Origin of the sequence: Streptomyces sp. NPDC005483 (genome assembly GCF_040606035.1) — a bacterium.
GTDB lineage: Bacteria > Actinomycetota > Actinomycetes > Streptomycetales > Streptomycetaceae > Streptomyces.
The window spans coordinates 159487-180533 of sequence record NZ_JBEXEA010000009.1; the positions used below are offsets into that span (position 1 = coordinate 159487).

General features: G+C 73.3%; 14 protein-coding genes. 9 read left to right on the top strand and 5 right to left on the bottom strand.

Annotation, left to right across the window (positions count from 1 at the left end):
* Nucleotides 1–264 precede the first annotated feature (264 nt).
* Entirely contained in the window at nt 265–1134 is an 870-nt protein-coding gene (locus ABZT06_RS19255) for an alpha/beta fold hydrolase (RefSeq protein ID WP_355741739.1), read from the bottom strand.
* A gap of 557 nt (nt 1135–1691) precedes the next feature.
* Here ABZT06_RS19255 and ABZT06_RS19260 point away from each other — a divergent pair.
* Nucleotides 1692–2108 (top strand): cobalamin B12-binding domain-containing protein, encoded by a 417-nt coding sequence (locus ABZT06_RS19260; protein WP_355741742.1) that lies wholly within the window; start codon nt 1692–1694, stop codon nt 2106–2108.
* Between the two features lie 181 nt (nt 2109–2289).
* On the opposite strand, the gene ABZT06_RS19265 is transcribed toward ABZT06_RS19260, so the two are convergent.
* Nucleotides 2290–3900 (bottom strand): DUF5691 domain-containing protein, encoded by a 1611-nt coding sequence (locus ABZT06_RS19265; RefSeq protein WP_355741745.1) that lies wholly within the window; start codon nt 3898–3900, stop codon nt 2290–2292.
* A gap of 74 nt (nt 3901–3974) precedes the next feature.
* A complete protein-coding gene (locus ABZT06_RS19270) occupies nt 3975–5330 on the bottom strand; it encodes an SWIM zinc finger family protein (RefSeq protein ID WP_355741747.1) in 1356 nt (451 codons plus the stop codon).
* A 157-nt stretch (nt 5331–5487) separates the two neighbouring features.
* Between ABZT06_RS19270 and ABZT06_RS19275 the strand changes: the two genes are divergently transcribed.
* The 7 genes from ABZT06_RS19275 to sucD all read left to right on the top strand — a co-directional run bounded on the left by ABZT06_RS19275 (nt 5488) and on the right by sucD (nt 17280).
* Nucleotides 5488–6618, top strand: a complete 1131-nt coding sequence (locus ABZT06_RS19275; protein ID WP_355741748.1) for an AAA family ATPase — start codon at nt 5488–5490, stop codon at nt 6616–6618.
* A gap of 480 nt (nt 6619–7098) precedes the next feature.
* Nucleotides 7099–9777, top strand: coding sequence for a DUF5682 family protein (locus ABZT06_RS19280; protein ID WP_355741751.1), 2679 nt, complete (start codon nt 7099–7101; stop codon nt 9775–9777).
* 481 nt (nt 9778–10258) lie between these two features.
* The gene (locus ABZT06_RS19285) at nt 10259–11389 is read left to right on the top strand and encodes a VWA domain-containing protein (protein ID WP_355742229.1); all 1131 of its coding nucleotides are present in this window, start codon (nt 10259–10261) and stop codon (nt 11387–11389) included.
* Nucleotides 11390–11635: 246 nt separating this feature from the next.
* Nucleotides 11636–12673 carry a hypothetical protein gene (locus ABZT06_RS19290; protein ID WP_355741754.1) on the top strand — a complete coding sequence of 346 codons (1038 nt, stop codon included), beginning with the start codon at nt 11636–11638 and terminating at the stop codon, nt 12671–12673.
* A gap of 177 nt (nt 12674–12850) precedes the next feature.
* Nucleotides 12851–14773 (top strand): hypothetical protein, encoded by a 1923-nt coding sequence (locus tag ABZT06_RS19295; protein WP_355741756.1) that lies wholly within the window; start codon nt 12851–12853, stop codon nt 14771–14773.
* A 422-nt stretch (nt 14774–15195) separates the two neighbouring features.
* Nucleotides 15196–16374 (top strand): ADP-forming succinate--CoA ligase subunit beta, encoded by a 1179-nt coding sequence (gene sucC, locus ABZT06_RS19300; protein ID WP_355741759.1) that lies wholly within the window; start codon nt 15196–15198, stop codon nt 16372–16374.
* 21 nt (nt 16375–16395) lie between these two features.
* Nucleotides 16396–17280, top strand: coding sequence for a succinate--CoA ligase subunit alpha (sucD, locus tag ABZT06_RS19305; RefSeq protein WP_355741762.1), 885 nt, complete (start codon nt 16396–16398; stop codon nt 17278–17280).
* A 215-nt stretch (nt 17281–17495) separates the two neighbouring features.
* On the opposite strand, the gene ABZT06_RS19310 is transcribed toward sucD, so the two are convergent.
* Nucleotides 17496–18380: a sigma factor-like helix-turn-helix DNA-binding protein gene (locus tag ABZT06_RS19310; protein ID WP_355741765.1), complete on the bottom strand. Its 885-nt coding sequence runs from the start codon at nt 18378–18380 to the stop codon at nt 17496–17498.
* A gap of 45 nt (nt 18381–18425) precedes the next feature.
* Between ABZT06_RS19310 and ABZT06_RS19315 the strand changes: the two genes are divergently transcribed.
* Nucleotides 18426–20087 (top strand): DUF6350 family protein, encoded by a 1662-nt coding sequence (locus ABZT06_RS19315; RefSeq protein ID WP_355741768.1) that lies wholly within the window; start codon nt 18426–18428, stop codon nt 20085–20087.
* 3 nt (nt 20088–20090) lie between these two features.
* On the opposite strand, the gene ABZT06_RS19320 is transcribed toward ABZT06_RS19315, so the two are convergent.
* Nucleotides 20091–20933, bottom strand: coding sequence for a hypothetical protein (locus tag ABZT06_RS19320; protein WP_355741771.1), 843 nt, complete (start codon nt 20931–20933; stop codon nt 20091–20093).
* Nucleotides 20934–21047: the final 114 nt, after the last annotated feature.

Below are 21047 nucleotides of genomic sequence, written 5' to 3' on the forward strand. Positions count from 1 at the left end.
CAACTTCTCTTTCGCCTCGACAACAGGGGCTGCCAGAGCAGTGCGGCGACTGTACCCGGCGGTACGCGGGCGCGACAATCTTCAACTGGTTTTGGGCGCGCAGGAAACGGGCATTCGGCTGTGTTTCGGGGGACTGCGGGCGCGACTTTGGTTCTGTGTTCGAAGACTGTTCGATGTCGATCCGGCGTCCGGCGACTGTCGACGCGCTGTCGGCGGCCTGCGGGGCGGACTTTCGGTAACCCGGGTCGGTGACCTATATGACCGTTATGCCACGGTCAGTCCGCCCGCGCGCTCGGCCGTCTCCTCCCCGGGCCGCGCGGTGTCCAGCACCTGCCGTATGCCGGTCGCGACGGCGGGGTGCACGGGCAGGGCGAGATGTCCGATCCCGCTGACCTGGACGTTCTCCACCATCAGGTCCTCGTGGTCGATGCAGGCGCTCTCCAGCGGGTCCATCAGGTGGTCGAGGTCGCTCCAGAAGCTGACGAAATGCGTACGGCACCCAGGGGCCGGCTGGGTGAGCTCCTCGAGCAACTCCGAGCCGGGGCGCATCTGGCGCACGATCGGGTGCGCGTTCGCCAGCGGCGCCACCCGGGTGCCGGAGTGCGGGGTGCCCAGCGTCACCAGCGTGCGGACCCGCGTGTCGCCGCCGAGCCGCTGGACGTAGTACCGCGCGATCAAACCGCCGAGGCTGTGCCCGACGACATCGACCCGCTCGCTGCCGGTGCGCTCGCAGATCACCTCTATGTGGCGGCCGAGCAGCTCCGCCGCCGCGCGGATGTCGCAGGTCAGCGGGGAGTAGTTGAGCGACTCGATCTGCTGCCTGCCGTGCTGGGCGAGGCTGCGGCGCAGGAGCACGAAGACCGAGCGGTTGTCGACGAGACCGTGCAGCAGGACGACCGGGGGCTTGGCCTCCGTCGGGAGCTGTGCCGCGCCGTCCTCCGGGCCAGGGAGCGGGGGAAGGGGGGAGCGGCGCTCCTGGACGATGCCGGACGGGTACAGGAGGAGGTGTCCCGCGAGGATCGCGATCTCGAGCGCGGTTGCCTTCAGGAGGGCCAGGGACAGTCCCGCCAGCCTGCCGGGAAGCAGACGCTGGCAGAGCGGGAGAAGGGGCAGCGCCACCTTGGTGACCTTCATGGCCGACCTCCTGTCGGCACACGGGAGGACTGCTCCGTCCCCCGTGTGCGCTCATGGGGAGTCGCGGTGAAGGCCGTCGTCGACGCGGCGCGAGAGGGGCGCGGGGGGTGGGTGTGGCGGTCGGCGCCCGGTTCCGGAGCCGCCGGGTGGGCCGGCGGAGCTGACGGAGCCGGTGGTGCGGGCGATGCCGACGGTGCCGGTGCTTGTCCCGGTCGTATCGGTGGTGCCGATGGTACTCGCGGTGCTGGTGGTGCGCCGGTGACGTGACGGGTAGCCCTGTCGGTGTGGCGACGAGGCTCCCCGCTGTCGTGCCTTACCTGTCCTACGTGCCCTTCGTGCCGTCGCCGGCGCGCCGCACCACCGCGGCGCGCGGTCTGCGGCGCGGCGGTGCGGCGACCTCGTTGCGGCTCCCGAACGTGTCCCACCATATGATTTCCCCCTCGGTGTCCACTGCGAAACTGCATGGTGCGAGATGGTGGCGATAACGTTCGTTCACATTCCCGGTCTGTGCGGTACTAGTCGGTGGGAATGGACGCAGTCGCTTCATGGAGGCAGTGATGGGTGTGACAGCCGGTCCGATCCGCGTAGTGGTGGCCAAGCCGGGGCTCGACGGTCACGATCGCGGAGCCAAGGTGATCGCGAGGGCGCTGCGCGACGCGGGCATGGAGGTCATCTACACCGGCCTCCACCAGACTCCCGAGCAGATCGTCGACACGGCGATCCAGGAGGACGCCGACGCGATCGGTCTCTCCATCCTCTCCGGCGCCCACAACACGTTGTTCGCCGCGGTGATCGACCTGCTCAAGGAGCGGGAGGCCGAGGACATCCTGGTGTTCGGTGGCGGGATCATCCCGGAGGCGGACATCCCTCCGCTGAAGGAGAAGGGGGTCGCGGAGATCTTCACGCCGGGGGCGACGACTCAGTCGATCGTGGACTGGGTCCGGGAGAACGTGCGGCAGCCTGCGGGGGCGTAGGGGCCTGGCCTGTCGGATCTGGCCTGTGGGATCTGTCCTGCTCGGATCCCGGGTGCGGACCGGTGGGGGCTGGTCGCGCAGTTCCCCGCGCCCCTGGTGCCTGGTGTCGGGCGGATCCTCACCCTCCCCCTCCGCCTCCCCTCGCTCCCACAGGGAACCGTCGCCGGACAGCACCCTTGAGCTACAGCGCGCCCAGCTCCTCCGCCATCGCCGCCCGCAACCGCAAGGTCGTCACCAAGCGCTGGAACGCCTCGGCCCAGTAGCCCCCCGCCCCGGGGCTCGCGTCCTCCCCCTCGTCCGGCACCGCCATCAGGCCCTCGAGGCGTCCCGCCTCGGCCGGATCGAGACAGCGCTCCGCCAGCCCCATCACCCCGCTGAAACTCCACGGATAACTCCCCGCGTCCCGAGCGATGTTGAGCGCGTCGACCACCGCCCGCCCGAGCGGCGCGGCCCACGGCACCCCGCACACCCCCAGCAGCTGAAACGCCTCCGACAACCCGTGCGTCGCGATGAACCCGGCGACCCACTCGGCCCGTTCGGCGGAGCCCAACGTGCCCAACAGCTTGGCCCGCTCCGCCAGTGACACCGCCCCCGGCCCCCCGGCCTCCGGCGCCGCGGGCGTCCCGAGCAGCGCGCGCGCCCACCCGGCGTCCCGCTGCCGTACGGCAGCCCGGCACCACGCGGCGTGCAGTTCGTTGCGCCAGTCGTCCGCCACCGGCAGCGCCACGATCTCCGCGGGCGTCCGACCGCCGAGCCGCCCCGGCCACACCCGCAACGGCGCGGCCTCCACCAACTGCCCGAACCACCACGACCGCTCCCCGCGTCCCGAGGGCGGCTTCGCCACGACGCCGTCGCGCTCCATGCCCGGGTCGCACTCATGGGGCGCCTCGACGAGGATCGTCGGCGTGTCCTGGGTGTGGTCGACGGCCACGCACGCCCCGGCCCTGACCGCCATCCGCGCCGCCAGCGCCGAACCCGGAAGCGCCGACAGCAACTCCGCGGCCGTGGCCCGTACGTTGCGGCTCCGGTCGGCCAGCGCCTGCTCCAGGAACGGCTCGTCGTCCGGCCCCAGACCCGTGCGCAGCGAGTCGAGGAACATCAGCCGGTCCTCGGCCCGCTCGGTCGCCCAGGTCGTCGCGAGCAGCTCGCGCGCGGCGCCGGGCTCCCGGGCGCGGATCGCCGCCAGGAGGGCCACCCGCTCCGCGAACAGGCCTTCCTCCCAGAGCAGTTGGATACCGGCCGTGTCCTGCCGCGGCGGCAGCGCCGTTCCGCCGCCGGGTGCCGCCCGCAGGGCGAACCGCCAGTCCGGGTTCAGCCGGGCGAGCCAGGTGGCACGCGAGCCCGCGAACGCCAGCGCCGCCGGCCGCAGATCGGTACGCCCCCGGGCCGCGTCCAGCAATGCGGGCAGCAGCTGCGGGGGCGCCGCGTAACCGCGGGCGTTCGCCGCCGCGAGCCACTGCGGGAGCAGCTCCATCAGATCGGGTGCCGTACCCCTGCGACCGCCGCCGCCCGTGACCGGCCGGTCGGCGAGCAGCATCGAGAGCCGCCGGGCCGCCGCCGCGGGCAGCGCAGGGCGCGAGTCCTCGGGTGCCGGCTGCGGCCGCCGCGCAGCGCGCGCGGGCCTGAGACCGGCCCGCCGCCGTACGGTCTCCACGGCTGCCGCGTCCAGCAACGCCACCGGCGCCTCGGGACCGGGCGCGACCGCGGGTGGCGTGCGGCGCGCGGTGCCGAGCAGGGCCGAGGTGACGAGCTCCTCCCAGGCGTCCGGCGCGGGAGCGGAGGTCTTGTCCATGCGGTTCCTTTCCGTCCGGTCGGGTGCTGGGCCGGATCCGTTAAGCAGCCGACCCGGTGCTCGGTCGGTTCCGTTCAGCACAGTCGCACCGCCTCGCCCGCACCCTCCGGCCACGCCGTCAGCGGGGTGAAGCCGCGGTGGCCGCACTCGCCGAAGACCTTCACCGGGGCCCCGCCCGAGAGCGAGACCAGGCGCCACAGGCCCGGACGGGAGCGGGCGGAGGCGGTCAGCGGCAGCGCCGAGTCGTCCTCGGCGTCGGCCAGTTGCCAGGAGTCCCCGTCCGGGGCCGGTATCACCCGATCCAGGGTGACGGGGACGGAGTCGAGCCACGGGTCGTCCCGCAGCGCTTCGCCGTAGTGGGCGGCCGCCTGTTCGGTCGTCACTCCCGGCGGACGGGCCGCCGAGGGCGCGGGCGGTGCGAACTGCTCGCCGAGCGCCGCCCGCAGCTGACCGGTACCGGGATGGGCGGACACCTCCGCGTCCAGCTCCAGCCCCACCGGCAGCGCCAGTTCGGGAGCGCGGCCGGCGGCGCCGTAGGAGAGGAGCAGGGCCGTGCGGCCCGAGTCCGTGCCGTGCAGCCAGATCCGGCGGGTGGTCAGGCGGGCGTCCGCGGTGTCGTACTGGGCGAGGACCAGCCAGCGGTCCCGTATCGCGGGTCCGTCCGCCGAGGCGGGCAGGCCGATCCGGGAACGGACCGTCGACGCCAGGCCTTCCGGCAGCCGCTCGCGGCGCAGCCAGCCCTGGTCGAGGAGGTGGATGAGGGCACACTCCTCCAGCAGCCGCACCGGCCAGCCAGGACCGGACGACGGGATCGACCCCAGCTCCCTGACTCGCGCGGCGAGTCCCGGCGCCTGGGCATCGACCATGCGGGCGGCCGTCTCCTCCCACATGCCGTATCCCGCCTGCTCCGCCCCCGCCAGACCACCGCGCAGCAGATCCGTCAGCCGCTGCTCCAGCTCCGTGGCGCCCGCCGTGATCCGCACGGCCCGGCGCTCCGCTCTGCGCCGCGCCGCCTCGGGATCACCGGACCCGGCGGCGGCACCGGCCGCGCCCGCCGTCCGCTTCTCCTGCGCGCGCTGCCTTCTTCCCGCTATCCACTGCTCCGCCCAGTCCGGCGTCGGCCCCGGCGGCACCGCGCCCTCCCCGCCTGCCCAGAGCAGCAGCAGCCCGAGCGCGTGTTTGCACGGGAACTTGCGGCTCGGGCAGCTGCACTTGTACGCGGGCCCCGCGGCGTCCGCGATGTCGATGACCGTCTGATACGGCTTGCTGCCACTGCCCTTGCACAGCCCCCACACCGTCCCCTCGTCGGAACTCCCCGCCTCGGACCATGGCCCGGCCGCGCCGAGTTTGCTTCCCGCTTTGCGTGAGGCGGCGTCAGGAGCCAGTGCCAGCACCTGATCCGCTGTCCAGCGCACCCCCTGCTGAGTCATGTCATCGAAGGTAGATCCCCCCACTGACAATCGACCCCGGGCCGACCGCCGCGCCAGCCCTCGTGAGCACGTTTCCGCAGGTCGGATCGCATTGTCAGTGGCGTGGTGCACGGTTGGTGACAGATCCGAACCGGCCGAGCTGGAGGGGGCCTCAGCCATGTCTGTGTCCGTAGAACCGACGACCATGGAACCGAAGCAGGCAGAACCTGACGAGGCGTTGCGGCCGCATGCCGAGGAAGCCTTCGCCGCCGAGCTCGCCGGGCTGGCCGCGCAGGACGACCGCCCGCGCCCGGCCCGCTGGAAGCTGTCGCCGTGGGCGGTGGCCACGTACCTTCTCGGCGGCACCCTGCCGGACGGCACGGTGATCACGCCGAAGTACGTGGGCCCCCGGCGCCTCGTCGAGGTCGCCGTCACCACCCTCGCCACCGACCGCGCCCTGCTCCTGCTGGGTGTGCCCGGCACCGCGAAGACCTGGGTGTCCGAGCACCTCGCCGCGGCGGTCAGCGGCGACTCGACGCTCCTCGTGCAGGGCACGGCGGGCACGCCGGAGGAGGCGATCCGCTACGGCTGGAACTACGCGCAGCTGCTCGCCAACGGCCCGAGCCGCGACGCCCTCGTGCCCAGCCCGGTGATGCGGGCCATGGCGGAGGGGATGACGGCGCGGGTGGAGGAGCTGACCCGTATCCCGGCCGACGTACAGGACTCGCTGATCACGATCCTGTCCGAGAAGACACTGCCGATACCGGAGTTGGGCTCGGAGGTGCAGGCGGTGCGCGGCTTCAACCTCATCGCCACGGCCAACGACCGCGACCGCGGGGTGAACGACCTGTCCAGCGCCCTGCGCCGCCGTTTCAACACGGTCGTACTGCCGCTGCCGGAGAGCGTCGAGGCCGAGGTCGACATCGTCTCGCGCCGCGTCGACCAGATCGGCCGCTCCCTCGACCTGCCGGCCGCGCCCGACGGCATCGCCGAGATCCGCCGTGTCGTGACGGTCTTCCGCGAGCTGCGGGACGGGATGACGTCCGACGGCCGTACGAAGCTCAAGTCGCCCAGCGGCACGCTGTCGACGGCCGAGGCCATCTCCGTCGTCACCAACGGTCTCGCCCTCGCCGCCCACTTCGGCGACGGCGTCCTGCGGGCCGGAGACGTCGCCGCGGGCATCCTCGGCGCCGTCGTCCGCGATCCAGCGGCAGACCGGGTCATCTGGCAGGAGTACCTGGAGGCGGTCGTCCGCGAGCGGGACGGCTGGAAGGACTTCTACCGGGCCTGCCGGGAGGTGAGTGCGTGAGGGACAGCCTGGGGCGGGGCCGCAGGGAGCCCACGGGGGCAGAGGTGCGAGGGCGGCCCGCCGTTCGGGGACGCACCGGGACGTACGGAAGCGCCGGGGATGGGCGCGGGGGCCGGTGCGGAGTGCCGAGGGACGCGGAGACAAGGGGGACGGCTATGACGGGCCTTGAGGGGTACGGCGACGGCGTAGGGGTCGGGAGCGTCGGCGAGGACGACTCCAAGTGGCCTCGGAGGCGAGGGGGACGGTGTGACGGACGCGGGTGAGGAAGGGAGCGGGGGCACTGGCGGCGCCGGGTCGCGGAGTGAAGCGGCGGGCGGCTTCGGAGAGTCTCGGGGCGCGGGGAGCACCGGGGCCGGCGGGCCGGGATGCGGGGGTGTGGCTCAAGACGACACGTCCGGGAGCGGAGCGGCGAGCGGCTCGCGCGCGTCAGCCGAAGAGGGAAGGAGGGGAGGCAGGGTGTCCGGGAGGGGGAGCGGGAGCGTGGTCGGCGTAGAGGGTCGCGGGGGCCGGGAGGCCGGTGTGGGGCCCTTGCTGCTCGGGGTGCGGCATCACGGGCCCGGGTCGGCGCGGGCCGTGCGGGCGGCGCTGGACGCGGCCCGGCCCCGGGCCGTGCTGATCGAGGGGCCGCCCGAGGCCGACGCGTTGATCGCGCTGGCCGCCGAGGAGGACATGCGACCGCCGGTGGCGCTGCTCGCCCATGCCGTGGACGAGCCCGGCCGTTCGGCGTTCTGGCCGCTGGCCGAGTTCTCCCCGGAGTGGGTGGCGATCCGCTGGGCGCTGGAGCATGAGGTCCCGGCCCGTTTCGTCGACCTGCCGGCCACACACACGTTGGCGTGGGGGAGGGAAGAGGCGGACGAGAGGGCAGCGGACCTACCGGACGGACCCGCCACCGAGGTGTCGGCCCCGAGCGGTCCCGGGACGGAGGCCGGTGGTGCCGCCGGACCGGGCGCGCAGGGCACCCCGGCGTCGGGTGCGGGCGGCGTCGGGGCGCCGGACGCGCGTGGTACCGGCCCGGTCGGTGGGCGCTCTGCTCCAGCCGACGAGAACACCGACCCGGGAGGCGTGGAGGGCCCTTCCGCCGGTGAGGACACCGCTCCGGGCGACGAGCCCGCCGTTCAGAACGCGGTCCGTGTCGATCCGCTCGGTGTGCTGGCCGAGGCTGCCGGATACGACGACCCCGAGCGGTGGTGGGAGGACGTCGTCGAGCACCGGGGAGCGGGGCAGGGGGACGTGTTCGAGCCGTTCACCGTCCTGGAAGAGGCGATGGGGGTGCTGCGGGAGACGTACGGGACCGGCGGACATGACCGGGACCTCGTACGGGAGGCCTACATGCGGCTCCAGATGCGGGCGGCACAGCGGGAGTTCGGGGACGACGTGGCCGTGGTGTGCGGGGCATGGCACGTGCCCGCGCTGCGGCGCAAGAGCACGGTCGCCGCCGACAAGGCGCTGCTGAAGGGGCTCCCCAAGGTCAAGTCGGACATGACCTGGGTGCCGTGGACGTACCGCAGGCTCTCGCGGCACAGCGGCTACGGCGCCGGGATCGACTCGCCCGGCTGGTACGGGCACCTGTTCGGCGCGCCGGACCGGCCCGTCGAGCGGTGGCTGACCAAGGTGGCGGGGCTGCTGCGGGACGAGGACCGGATCGTGTCCTCGGCGCACGTCATCGAGGCCGTACGGCTGGCCGAGACGCTCGCAGCGATGCGCGGCCGTCCCCTGCCGGGTCTGAGCGAGACGACCGACGCGGTACGGGCCGTGATGTGCGAGGGCTCGGACGTCCCGTTGGCGCTGGTGCACGACCGGCTGGTGGTCGGGGACGTCCTGGGGGAGGTGCCGCAGGCGGCGCCCGCGGTTCCGCTGCAGCGGGACCTCGACCGGATCCAGCGGCGGCTGCGGCTCAAACCGGAGGCATTGGAGCGGGAGCTGGAGCTGGACCTGCGCAAGGAGAACGACGCCGAGCGCAGCAGGCTGCTGCACCGGCTGCGGCTTCTGGGCGTGGCGTGGGGTGAGCCGGCGGTCGCGCGGGGGAGCACGGGCACGTTCCGCGAGACGTGGCGGCTGCGGTGGGAACCGGAGCTGTCGGTGCGGGTCGCCGAGGCAGGCGTGTGGGGCACCACCGTGCTCGACGCCGCGACGGCCAAGGCGGAGGCGGACGCCGTTTCCGCGTCGGGGCTCGCCGATGTCACCGCCCTCGCCGAGCGCTGCCTGCTGGCCGAACTCCCCGACGCCCTGCCCACGGTGATGCAGATCCTCGCCGACCGCGCCGCACTGGACGCGGACGTCGGCCACCTCGCCCAGGCCCTGCCGGCCCTCGTCCGCTCCCTGCGCTACGGCGATGTGCGCGGCACCGACACCGGCGCGCTGACGGAGGTCGCCGCGGGCCTCGCGGAGCGGGTCTTCGTCGGCCTGCCCCCGGCCTGTGCCGCGCTCGACGCGGAGGCGGCGGAGGAGATGCGGCGTCATGTGGACGCGGTCCACGGGGCGGTGGGGCTGCTGGGCGAGGCGGCGGCTGCCGGGGAGGCGACCGTCGCTTCGGGGCAGGGCGGCAGGGGCGATGCGCAGGCTCACCGGGGTCTCCGTGGCCGTTGGCAGGCCGTGCTCAAGGTGCTGTCCCTGCGGGACACCGTGCCCGGTGTCATTCGGGGGCGGGCCGTTCGACTGCTGCTGGATGAGGGGGAGTTGGCGCAGGACGAGGCGGCGCGGCTCATGGGGCTCGTGCTGTCGCCGGGGACGGAGCCGGGGGACGCGGCCGCGTGGATCGAGGGTTTCGTCGGGGGCGGGTCCGGCGGCGGGATGCTTCTCGTGCACGACGAGCGGCTGCTCGGACTGGTCGACGCCTGGCTGACCGGGGTGTCGGCGGAGGCGTTCACCGATGTGCTGCCGTTGCTGCGGCGCACGTTCTCGGCGTACGAGCCGGGAGTGCGCCGGACCCTGGGTGAACTGGTCCGGCGGGGCCCGGGACAGCGGGGGAGCGCGGCGAGCGCCGGTTCCGGGATACCGGGCTTCGGGGCCGGCCTCGACAGCGACCGGGCCGACGCCGTGCTGCCGGTGCTGCGGCTGCTGCTCGGCCTGGACAACGAGCACGACGAGCACGATCACCGCGACGAGCACGATGGCTTGGCGCAGACCGAGGACAACGACCTTTCGGGGGTGGCGGGATGATGACCCAGGTATCGCGGACACCGAGGGGCGGGGCCGGCAGGACGGTCGCCGCTGCCGGGGACGGTCGCGCAGTCGCACCCGGGAACAGGACCGGGGCACGGGCGAAGCGCGGCTCGTTGACGAGCGTGGCCGTGGTCCCGCTCTGGGACCGGTTCCGGACGGGGGCAGGGGCATGACGACCGAGCCGAACGACGGGACGGCACCGGTGACTCCGAGGACGACGGAACCGGCCACGAGCCCGCGCCCCCGGATGAATCCGGTGCGGCATCGGGCCGGGGGGCCGGAGTCGGTCCCGCCCGTGAAGCGGTCGGCGCACCCCGTGCGGGATCCGGCTGACGGGCAGGCACCGGACACCGGGCAAGGGGCGGACGTGAACCCGGCGGAAGAGGCGACCACAGCACGGGACCCAGCCGACGCTTCCCCCGTACCCGTACCCGCACCCGCACCCGCACCCGCCCCCGCTTCCACCCCCGACGAGCGCCTGCGGCGTTGGCGGCTCGTGCTGGGCGGGGACGCGGCCGACGGGACCGGGTGTGCGCTCAGTGGCCAGGACGCGGCGATGGACGGGGCGTTGAGCGCGCTCTACGGCAGGGGAGACGGAAAGGGGCAGGCGGGGAAGGAGCGTTCGGCGGGGCTCGGGGCCTCGGCACCGTCCGTGGCGCGGTGGCTCGGGGACATCAGGACGTACTTCCCCTCCTCCGTCGTCCAGGTCATGCAGCGGGACGCCATCGACCGGCTCGGGCTGTCCACCCTGCTTCTCGAACCGGAGATGCTGGAGGCCGTCGAGGCCGACGTGCACCTGGTCGGCACGCTGCTCTCGCTCAACAAGGCGATGCCGGAGACGACGAAGGAGACGGCACGGGCCGTCGTGCGCAAGGTCGTCGAGGATCTGGAGAAGCGGCTCGCCACCCGCACCCGCGCCACGCTCACCGGCGCCCTCGACCGCAGCGCCCGGATCAGCCGGCCGCGCCACCACGACATCGACTGGAACCGCACGATCTCGGCCAACCTCAAGCACTATCTCCCGGAGTACCGGACGATCGTGCCGGAGCGGCTGGTCGGATACGGCCGGGCCTCCCGGTCGGTGAAGAAGGAAGTCGTCCTCTGCATCGACCAGTCGGGGTCGATGGCGGCGTCCGTCGTCTACGCGTCCGTGTTCGGCGCGGTGCTGGCGTCCATGCGGTCGATCGACACGCGGCTCGTCGTCTTCGACACGGCCGTCGTCGACCTCACCGACCAGCTCGACGACCCGGTGGACGTGCTCTTCGGCACGCAGCTCGGCGGGGGCACGGACATCAACCGGGCGCTGGCGTACTGCCAGTCGCAGATCACCCGGCCCGCGGAGACGGTGATGGTGCTGATCAGCGACCTCTACGAGGGCGGCATACGCAACGAGATGCTCAAGCGGGTCGCGGCGATGAAGGCGTCCGGGGTGCAGTTCGTGACGCTGCTCGCACTCTCGGACGAGGGGGCGCCCGCCTACGACAGGGAGCACGCGGCCGCGCTCGCCGCGCTGGGCGCACCGGCCTTCGCCTGCACTCCCGACCTGTTCCCCGAGGTGATGGCGGCGGCCATCGAGAAGCGCCCGCTTCCGATACCGGACCCCGTGTGAACCCGAGCCGCCGGTTGGTGATTTGTCGACCCGGCGACCTGCGGCTACGTCCAGCAAAACGGACATGACTACGCATCGGTAACAGGGGACTTGCGCGACCTCGGGCTCCCCGTGCAAGGATCGGCTTCTCCACAGTTTTCACCCTTCCCCTCCGTTTCCCTTTCGCGTTTGTTCCGCTTGGCCTGCGTTCTGTTTCACTTCGTTCCGTTCAGCTTCGTTCTGTCGCACGGAAGGATCCGCCCCCTCTTGATCTGGTCAGCAGCCTTTCCCGGTGCCGCTGTGCGCGTGCTGCGCGCGGTGGCCGGGCGGCGAGCGCTGCAACTGGGACTGCTGGTGGGCGGGTTGTTCGTGCTCGGCTTCCTCTGCGGGGAGCAGGCACACGCGGCGGACGGTATCGGGGCGTTGCCGGGCCAGACGGTCGGTCAGCTGGTGAACCCCCCGGTCGAGCCGAGGCCCACTCACACGGCCGCCGCCATACCCACGGTCACGGGGACGGACACGGAGACAGGCGCTGACACGGACGGGGATGCAGACACGGACACGGCGACGACTGGCGTTCCCGAGCCGGTCGCTTCCGACCCGGTTGCCTCCGATCCCCTCGCCATCACCCCTCTCGCCCACCCGGCCGACGACAAGGTTCTCCGTCCGGAGGCTGAGGACGTCGTCGGGGCCGTGGCCCACCGTGTCGTGCAGCCGGTGGGTGATCTGGTCGAGACGGTGACCGCGGGGTTGACCGAGGCGGTCGGGACACCGGCGCGGCCCACGCTGCCGGGGTGGCCGACCTTGCCGTCGCTCCCGGCGTCCCCGTCGTGGCCGACCCTGCCGACACCGACGGTGCCGGGTCTCCCCACGGTGCCGGGCCTGCCCGGAACCCCGGGCCAGACCCTGCCCGCCCCTTCGCCGGTCACCTCGGCGCCGCAGCCCCAGGCGGGTGAGCACGCGGCGAGGAAGCCCGCCGGTGGCGAGGGCTCCGCGGACGCCGGTGCCCGGTTCGGGCCGCGGTTCGCCGGTCGTGGCACCGTGACCGAGCCCGTCGCACATCCCTCCGGCCACCGAGCCACCTCTCCGGCCCACGCCCCCGCCCACCAGGCACCCTCCGACAACCCGGGCGGGGCCCTGGGCGGCAAGCCGGCGGTGGACAACGGCTCGTCGCGCCACGTCGACGCACATGCCCTCACCCCCGACCACCGGGCGCCGCTGCGGCTCGTGCCCGGTGCCGCCGCGGGTGTCGACGCGGCCGGGACCCGGGACAGGCACCGGGACATCCCCGTCTTCCCCGGCTAGGGCAGACCTCCCCCCCGTCGCCGACCTTCAGCGCGGCGGCGGAACAGGTCTGCCCCAGCCGTTCGGACACCCCCCAGATCTCCTCAGATCTCCGGACGGATCCCCCTGGAGCCCCGTGGCTCCGGATGTCCCCATGCCTCTCCAGGCACCCCCAAGATCCAGGGATCTGACGCACTCATGAACAAGAACATCCGCCGTTCCCTCGTCATAGCCGCCGGCGTCACCGGTGCGTGGGCACTCGGCTCCGCCGCGGCCAGCGCGGACGAGCTCCCGGCCACCTTCCTCTCCGCGACGGACACGGCATCCGACACGACGTCCAACACGACGTCCGACGCCGCCTCCGACACGACCACCACCACCGTCACCGACACCCTCGGCACGGTCACCGACACCCTCGGCACGGTCACCGACACCCTCGACGGCACGGTCGACGGCCTCGTCTCCGACGTCACCACCACCGCGCACACGGCGGCCACCGGCACCGCCGGTCAGGCCCACCGTGACGCGGCCGCGAAGGCCACCGTCGTCCCGCAGGTGTCTCAGGCCGCCAGGACGAAGGCGTCCAAGGTGAAGGGCGCCGCGGCCATCCAGGGCGCGAAGGCGGCCCGGGCCGCGCAGGCCGAGGCGAAGGCCGACGCCGCTCAGGCGACCGCCACCAAGGCCGCCGACCTCACCGCGACCACCGCCTCCAGCGCGCCCAGCGCCCCCACCACCCCCCACCCCGACGTCGACTACCTCTTCGGCCCCCTCTCCGCCTTCGCCCCCGAGGTGGAGCGGGCCCTGGCCGGCGCCCAGACGAAGCTGCAGGGCGCCCAGACGGCGGCCCGTGCCCAGGCGCAGGGCGTCGACGGCGTCGTACGGACGAAGAAGCAGCACACCCTCGCGGGCGCGGGCCGCACCGCGACGGGTGCGACCGGCGCGGCGCAGGCCACGCGCACCGCAGCGCAGGGCCGGATCGCCGGCGTCCTTGCCACCGCCGGGACCGAGGCCACCGCCGCGACGGCCACCGTCGAGGCCACGGCCTCCTCCGTCCCCGGCCACGTCACGGGCACGGTGAACGGTGCCGGCGGGCAGGTCGTCGGCACGGTCACGCCCGTCGTCGGCCAGACGGCGGCCGCCGTCGTGCCGCCCGTCGTGGCGGTCACCGTGGACGGCGTGGTGCCCGTCGTCGCGCACGCGGTGGACGGGGTGGCGCCGGTCGCCGAAGGTGTCGTGCCCGTCGTCGGGCGGACCGTGGACGGCGCGACCCCGGTTGTCACCGGCGCGGTGGCCGGAGTGACGCCGGTCGCAGCGGGAGCCGTCGGCGGGGTCGCGGGGACCGCCGGGCACGCCGTGGGCGCCGCGACCGCGGTGGCGTACGGCGTCGTCGGGGACGTGTCCCCGGCCGTGGGCGGCACCGTCCAGGGCGTGCGGCCCGTGGTCGGCGGCGCGGTCGCCGGAGTCGGGGAGATCCAGGACGGCGTCGCCGGGTACGCCACCGGCACGGTCGCCGGCGTGCTCCCGGTCGCCGGCGGTGTCGTCTCCGACGTCCCGCCCTACGCCACCGGTCTCGTCGGACAGGTCGCCCACCACACCACCGACGCCGTGCTGCCCCCGGTCGTGAACACCGCCGTGCACGGGGTGGTGCCGGTCGCCGGGCAGGCCGTCGCCGACGCGTCCACCCTGGCGTACGGAGTCACCCAGGACGTCCGGCCCTTCGCGTCCGGGGTCGCCGGCGACGTCGCGCCGCTCGCGTACGGCGTGACGGGCCACACCACCGACCTGGCGTACGGCGTCGCGGGCGAGGTCCCGGCCTTCGCGCACGGTGTCACCGGGGCGGTCCGGCCCGTCGTCGACACCGTCACCCGAACGGTGGAACCGGTCGCCGACAGCGCCACGGCGGCGGCGTACGGCGTGACGGGTGACGTCACGCCCTTCGCGTACGGCGTCGTCGGCGAGGCCGCCCCCGTCGCCGGGCGGGTCGGCCCCTTCGCCGACGGCCTGACGGGGACCGTCCAGGACACCGCGGGACCGCTCGCCGGGCACGCCGTCACCGGCGTCCAGGGCGTGGCCGGGTCCGTCACCCCGGGTTGGGCGCAGGACCTCCGGTACCGCGCCTGACCGTCCCCCACCACCGACTCCGTGAGGCGACGGGCCCGGACGGCCGAAAGCCGTCGGTCTGTCCTGCCGGAACCTCACGGGCGGGGCGAAGAGGTCCCCATTGGGGTGGGGATCAACCGCCCTGAGCCCCTCGCAGGGCTGTTCAAGGGGCCTCACCGGGCCAACCCCAGCCCGGTGAGGCCCTTCACCTGCGGCACGCCGTGCCAGTGAGCGCGGCATCATGTGACAGGTATCACCGCTCAGGTGTGACCCTCGATTTAGGGGCCTCCCGCAAGCAGCGATAACCTGCGAGACGGACATGCCGCGCGCTCGGACACCGTGTGCGCCTCCCTTGTGACAGACAGCGGTCGGACGTCACGTTGCCCTCGCGGCACGCCCACGCAGACAACGAACCGCGAGATCACTGATAGGGACGGAAGCGCGTGGACCTGTTCGAGTACCAGGCGAGGGACCTCTTCGCCAAGCACGATGTACCGGTGCTGGCCGGTGAAGTCATCGACACGCCTGAGGCGGCCCGCGCAGCCACCGAGCGTCTCGGTGGCAAGTCCGTAGTCAAGGCCCAGGTGAAGGTCGGCGGCCGCGGCAAGGCCGGTGGCGTCAAGCTCGCCGCCTCGACCGACGAGGCCGTCGAGCACGCCACCAACATCCTCGGCATGGACATCAAGGGCCACACGGTCCACAAGGTGATGATCGCCGAGACGGCCCCGGAGATCGTGGAGGAGTACTACGTCTCCTTCCTCCTGGACCGGGCCAACCGCACCTTCCTCTCCATCGCGTCCGTCGAGGGCGGCATGGAGATCGAGGAGGTGGCGGAGACCCGCCCCGAGGCCGTCGCCAAGACGCCGATCGACGCCAACGTGGGTGTGACCCCCGAGGTCGCCCGCCAGATCGTCGAGGCCGCGAAGTTCCCGGCCGAGGTCGCCGACAAGGTCGCGAACGTCCTGGTCACCCTGTGGAAGACCTTCATCGAGGAGGACGCTCTCCTCGTCGAGGTCAACCCGCTGGCCAAGGTCGCCTCCGGCGAGGTCATCGCCCTCGACGGCAAGGTCTCCCTCGACGAGAACGCCGAGTTCCGTCAGCCGGGACACGAGGCACTCCAGGACAAGGACGCGGCCAACCCGCTCGAGGCCGCCGCCAAGGAGAAGAACCTCAACTACGTCAAGCTCGACGGCGAGGTCGGCATCATCGGCAACGGCGCGGGTCTCGTCATGAGCACCCTGGACGTCGTCGCGTACGCCGGTGAGGCGCACGGTGGCGTCAAGCCCGCCAACTTCCTCGACATCGGCGGCGGCGCGTCCGCGGCCGTGATGGCGAACGGCCTGGAGATCATCCTGGGCGACCCCGACGTCAAGTCGGTCTTCGTCAACGTCTTCGGCGGCATCACCGCGTGCGACGAGGTCGCCAACGGCATCGTGCAGGCGCTGCAGCTGCTCGCGGACAAGGGCGAGGAAGTCACCAAGCCCCTCGTCGTCCGCCTGGACGGCAACAACGCCGAGCTGGGTCGCAAGATCCTCTCCGACGCCAACCACCCGCTGGTCCAGCGCGTGGACACCATGGACGGCGCGGCCGACAAGGCCGCCGAGCTCGCGGCTGCGAAGTAAGGGAAGAGGGACAGAACAGCCATGGCTATCTTCCTGAACAAGGACAGCAAGGTCATCGTCCAGGGCATGACCGGCTCCACGGGCATGAAGCACACCAAGCTCATGCTCGCCGACGGCACGAACATCGTCGGTGGCGTGAACCCGCGCAAGGCGGGCACGTCCGTGGACATCGACGGCACCGACATCCCGGTGTTCGGCACGGTCGCCGAGGCGATCGAGAAGACGGGTGCGAACGTGTCCGTCCTCTTCGTACCGCCGGCCTTCGCCAAGGCCGCCGTGGTCGAGGCGATCGACGCCGAGATCCCGCTCGCGGTCGTCATCACCGAGGGCATTGCGGTCCACGACTCGGCCGCGTTCTACGCGTACGCCGTTTCCCAGGGCAACAAGACCCGGATCATCGGCCCGAACTGCCCCGGTCTCATCACCCCGGGCCAGTCGAACGCCGGCATCATCCCGGGCGACATCACCAAGCCGGGCCGCATCGGCCTGGTCTCGAAGTCCGGCACGCTGACGTACCAGATGATGTACGAGCTGCGTGACATCGGCTTCTCCTCCGCCGTCGGCATCGGTGGTGACCCGATCATCGGCACCACGCACATCGACGCGCTCGCCGCGTTCGAGGCCGACCCCGACACCGACCTGATCGTGATGATCGGTGAGATCGGTGGCGACGCCGAGGAGCGGGCCGCGGCCTTCATCAAGGAGAACGTGACGAAGCCGGTCGTCGGCTACGTCGCGGGCTTCACCGCGCCCGAGGGCAAGACCATGGGCCACGCCGGCGCCATCGTCTCCGGCTCCTCCGGCACGGCCGCCGCGAAGAAGGAGGCCCTCGAGGCCGCCGGCGTCAAGGTCGGCAAGACGCCGACCGAGACGGCGAAGCTGGCGCGGGAGATCCTCGCCGGCTGAACGGTACCCAGCTGAACGTCTATGGGCTCGCTCCGTGGGTTGGGGCGGGCCCATCGACGCGTTATGGGGTGCCTGTCGGGTTGTCGGGCGGCCGCGGGTGCGTCGTGGTTGCTCGCGCAGTTCCCCGCGCCCCCAAGAAGAGGCAGGTCCAGTGGAGGCTCTTTCAGGGGCGCGGGGAACTGCGCGAACAGCCCCCACCGGCCCGCAGCCGGCCCCTAACGAGCAAGTGGCACCACCTTCTCCGGGCCGCTCCCCATCGACTCGCGCAGCTTCCTGCGCAGCGACACCTCCGCCTCCGACAACGCCCCCTGCCCCACCCTCGGCGGCACCCCCTGGATCTCCGCCCCCGGCGGGACCGGCGGCTCGTAATGCGTCGGAGCCGTCCGCAGCGTGAGCGCCGTCGTGCCGATCAGCGTCACCGTGAACGCGATCGCCGCCCGCGTCCAGAAACGTGCCCGGCGCTCGCTCCCGGTCCTCACCGCGGGCGGCTGCGCGGCCCGCAGGCGTTCCACGGAGGCCAGCACGGTCAGGCTGTCGTGCAGGGCGGACGGGTCGGCCAGATCGGGAAGCCGGGCCGCGATGGCCGACCGCGCGTTCATCAACCGGTACGCCGTCGCCGGTGTACTCGCCTCCGTCTCCGCCGCCGTCTCCGGAAGGTCGAGGCCGACGCCGTCGTACAGCAGGAGCGTGCGCCGCTGCGACGGCGGGAGCTTCAGGAGTACGGCCATCAGCGCGCGGGCCGACGGGTCGGCGACGGGTGCCTCGGGGTGGCGGTGGCGAGGGCGGAAACGGTGCCAGGGAGAGAGGGCGTACTCGTACGCCATGATCCGTACCCAGCCCGCCGGGTCCCGGTCCAACGCCACCTCGGGCCAGCGCTGCCAGGCGAGTTGGAAGGCCCGCTCGACCGACTCGCGGGCGAGTTCGCGGCGCCCGGTGAGCAGGTAGGTCTGCCGGACGAGGGCGGGCGCGCAGAACGCGTACAGCGCGTCGAAGGCCTGAGCGGGTGTCAGGGAAACGCCGACCGGGTTCGCGACCTGATCCTGCGTCACAGGACGCCCCTTCGTGCGAAAAAGTACATAGTCATATATTGAGCGACACATCGGGTGTTGGCATGTTGCGACGAGAAAGCGCGTGTCGTTGGGAGCATGGCGGTCGTGATCCAGCTGACCGCTCGCCGAACGTCGTTGTCCCCCCTGCTCACCCGGTTGCGCGACCGGACACCCGGCCTGGCCGCCGGCCTCCTGGGAGGTGTGGTGGCCGCCGGGCTGGGGCTCGGTTCGTTCGCCGTGCTCGTGATCGCGCTGTGGATCAGCTCGCCGTATCCCGACAGCGGTCCGGGGGGTGCGCTGCACGTGGCCGCGGCGCTGTGGCTGCTGGCGCACGGGGCGGAGCTGGTCCGCACGGACACGCTCTCCGGTGTCCCGGCGCCCGTCGGCGTCACCCCGCTCCTGCTGCTCGCGCTGCCGTTGTGGCTGGTGCACCGGGCGGCGCGGGACGTGGCCTCCGGGGAGGAGGAGCCGCCGCGGGCGTCCGGGCGGACGGCGTGGACGGGGGTCGTGCTCGGGTACCTCGCCGTCGGCGCGGCCGTCGCCCTGTACGCGTCCGGCGGGGCGCTGCGCCCCTCGTGGACATGGACCTGCGTGTGCCTGCCGGCCGTCGTCATGGGCGCGGCCGGCGTAGGCGTGTGGACGGCGTACGGCCGTCCCTCCGAGGCGTTGGACGGAGTGCTGGTGCTGCTGCCCGCCGGGGTGCGGCGCCTCGTCCTCGGTGCGGAGGCGCGGGCGCGGCTCGCCGTGGCGGCACGAGCGGCGGGGGCCGGGGTCTGCGTGCTCGCCGGGGGCGGGGCGGTGTTGCTGGGGGTGTCGCTGGTGGCGCACGGCGATGCGACACGGGAGTCGTTCCTCCGGCTGACGGAGGGGTGGTCGGGGCGGTTCGCGGTCCTGCTGCTGTGTCTGACGCTGGTGCCGAACGCGGCGGTGTGGGCGGTGGGGTACGCCGCCGGACCCGGGTTCGTCCTCGGCGCGGGACATGTCGTGGCGCCGCTGTCGTCGGATCCCGCGCCGATGCTGCCGCCGTTCCCGCTGCTGGCGGCGGTACCGGAAGCGGGGGCCGGGGGGCCGGTGCACTGGGCGGCGGGGGCGGTGCCGGTGGTGGCCGGGGCCGTGGTGGGGTGGTTCGTGGGGCGGGACGCGGGCGCGGGAGGGCCGTGGCGGCGGACGGCGGGCGCGGTGGTGTGGGCGGCGGCGCTGTGCGCGGGGGCGGTCGCCCTGCTGACCGCGCCGGCCGGCGGACCGCTCGGGGTGGGGGCGCTGGCCCGGTTCGGACCGGTGTGGTGGCAGGTCGGCGCCGCGGTGATGGGGTGGATCACGGCGGTGGGGGTTCCGGTGGCGTGCGCGGTACGGGCTTGGCGGGGCCGCTCACGGGGCGGGCTGTGGACCCTGGTGCCGTCGGTGCGGGGCCGGCTCTCGCGGCGCGAGCGCGGGGAGGCGGGCGGGGCCGAGACCGCTCCCGGGGCCGTTTCCGCGGGCGCGCCCGGCACCGCCCCGGTGGCGGCGAGTGGCCAGGACACCCCTCATGGGCACGGCGCCCTGCACGGCCAGGAATTCTCGTACGACGAAGACGACACCTACGGCCAGGACGACTCCTACGAGCCCTACGACTTCCTGCCCGCCGACCCTCGGGCGGAGCCGGTGCCTTCGCCGACGCCCTGGTACGACGACGCCTCGCGCGAGTCCCGCTGGGCGGTCCTGAAGGAGGCGGCCACGCCGCTGGAGGAGTCTCCCGAGAAGTCTTCGCCCGCCGACTGACCGTCAGCCGTTCGTGCTCAGCACACCCCGGAGTTCCTTCGGGAGGAGGTCCGCGCAGGACTGCTGGGCCTGGTTGGTGAGGGCGTCGTTCATGCAGGTGTAGTAGTCGTCGTAGACCAGTCGCGCGGTGAAGCTCGCCGCCACGAAGACGATGGCCAGGGAAGCCGTGACCACGCCACTCACCGCGGCCGTGGTCTGCGGGCGGGCCGACTGGGGCGGGGCCGGGCTGTCGGGGTCCGGGTTGCGCGGCTTGGCGCGCAGGGCGCTGATGCCCCAGTAGAGGGCCAGCGCGCCCAGCAGCAGGCTCACGTACGGCCAGCCGAAGAGGACGAAGAAGAAGGCCCACATGCCGCACAGCAGGGCGTAGCGGGCGCGGCGCTGGGAAGGGTCCGTGGGGTCCCAGCGCAGACCGGGTCCGGTGCTGCCCTGCCCCTGCGGGCCGCCCCCGGGGCCCGCGCCGGGGCGCTCGCCGAAATTGCCGTCGGAGCGGCCCGGCTGGCGGTCGCTCCACTGGCTGCCCCACGGGGTGCGGCTGCCGTCGCCCCGGTCGCCGTCGCCCCGGTCGCCGTCCGAGTCCTCGGGGCGGCGCGGCTGCCACGGGCGGTCCGGGCTGCCCTCCGGCGGCGGGGCGAAGGGGTTGTCGCCCTCTGTCGCACCGCCCTGCTCCTCGCCGCTCTTCCTGCCGGACCGCTTGTCGGCCTTCTCCGACTTCTCGGACTTCTTGTCGGAGGAGGAGGGGGCGTCCGGCGGCGAGGCGGGCTGCTCCCGCAGCAGCATGCCGCTGCGCTTCCCTTCCTGCACCGACTGCTGGGGGAGCGTGAGGAGTCGCAGGCTGCGGTCGGACATCAAGTGAGCGTCTTCCCCTTGAAGGATGTGACTGGCCATGGCTTACGTGGATCGAGCGGTGCGGTGGGCCCGTCGGCGCGAGCCTCACCCCGTGAACGCACCGCGTACCACCCG

Bases quoted from the DNA above. Each gene is read 5' to 3' on its own strand.
- ABZT06_RS19255 (WP_355741739.1), bottom strand. From the start codon at position 1,134: ATGAAGGTCACCAAGGTGGCGCTGCCCCTTCTCCCGCTCTGCCAGCGT.
- ABZT06_RS19260 (WP_355741742.1), top strand. From the start codon at position 1,692: ATGGGTGTGACAGCCGGTCCGATCCGCGTAGTGGTGGCCAAGCCGGGG.
- ABZT06_RS19265 (WP_355741745.1), bottom strand. From the start codon at position 3,900: ATGGACAAGACCTCCGCTCCCGCGCCGGACGCCTGGGAGGAGCTCGTC.
- ABZT06_RS19270 (WP_355741747.1), bottom strand. From the start codon at position 5,330: ATGACTCAGCAGGGGGTGCGCTGGACAGCGGATCAGGTGCTGGCACTG.
- ABZT06_RS19275 (WP_355741748.1), top strand. From the start codon at position 5,488: ATGTCTGTGTCCGTAGAACCGACGACCATGGAACCGAAGCAGGCAGAA.
- ABZT06_RS19295 (WP_355741756.1), top strand. From the start codon at position 12,851: ATGAACAAGAACATCCGCCGTTCCCTCGTCATAGCCGCCGGCGTCACC.
- sucD (WP_355741762.1), top strand. From the start codon at position 16,396: ATGGCTATCTTCCTGAACAAGGACAGCAAGGTCATCGTCCAGGGCATG.
- ABZT06_RS19310 (WP_355741765.1), bottom strand. From the start codon at position 18,380: ATGTGTCGCTCAATATATGACTATGTACTTTTTCGCACGAAGGGGCGT.
- ABZT06_RS19315 (WP_355741768.1), top strand. From the start codon at position 18,426: ATGGCGGTCGTGATCCAGCTGACCGCTCGCCGAACGTCGTTGTCCCCC.
- ABZT06_RS19320 (WP_355741771.1), bottom strand. From the start codon at position 20,933: ATGTCCGACCGCAGCCTGCGACTCCTCACGCTCCCCCAGCAGTCGGTG.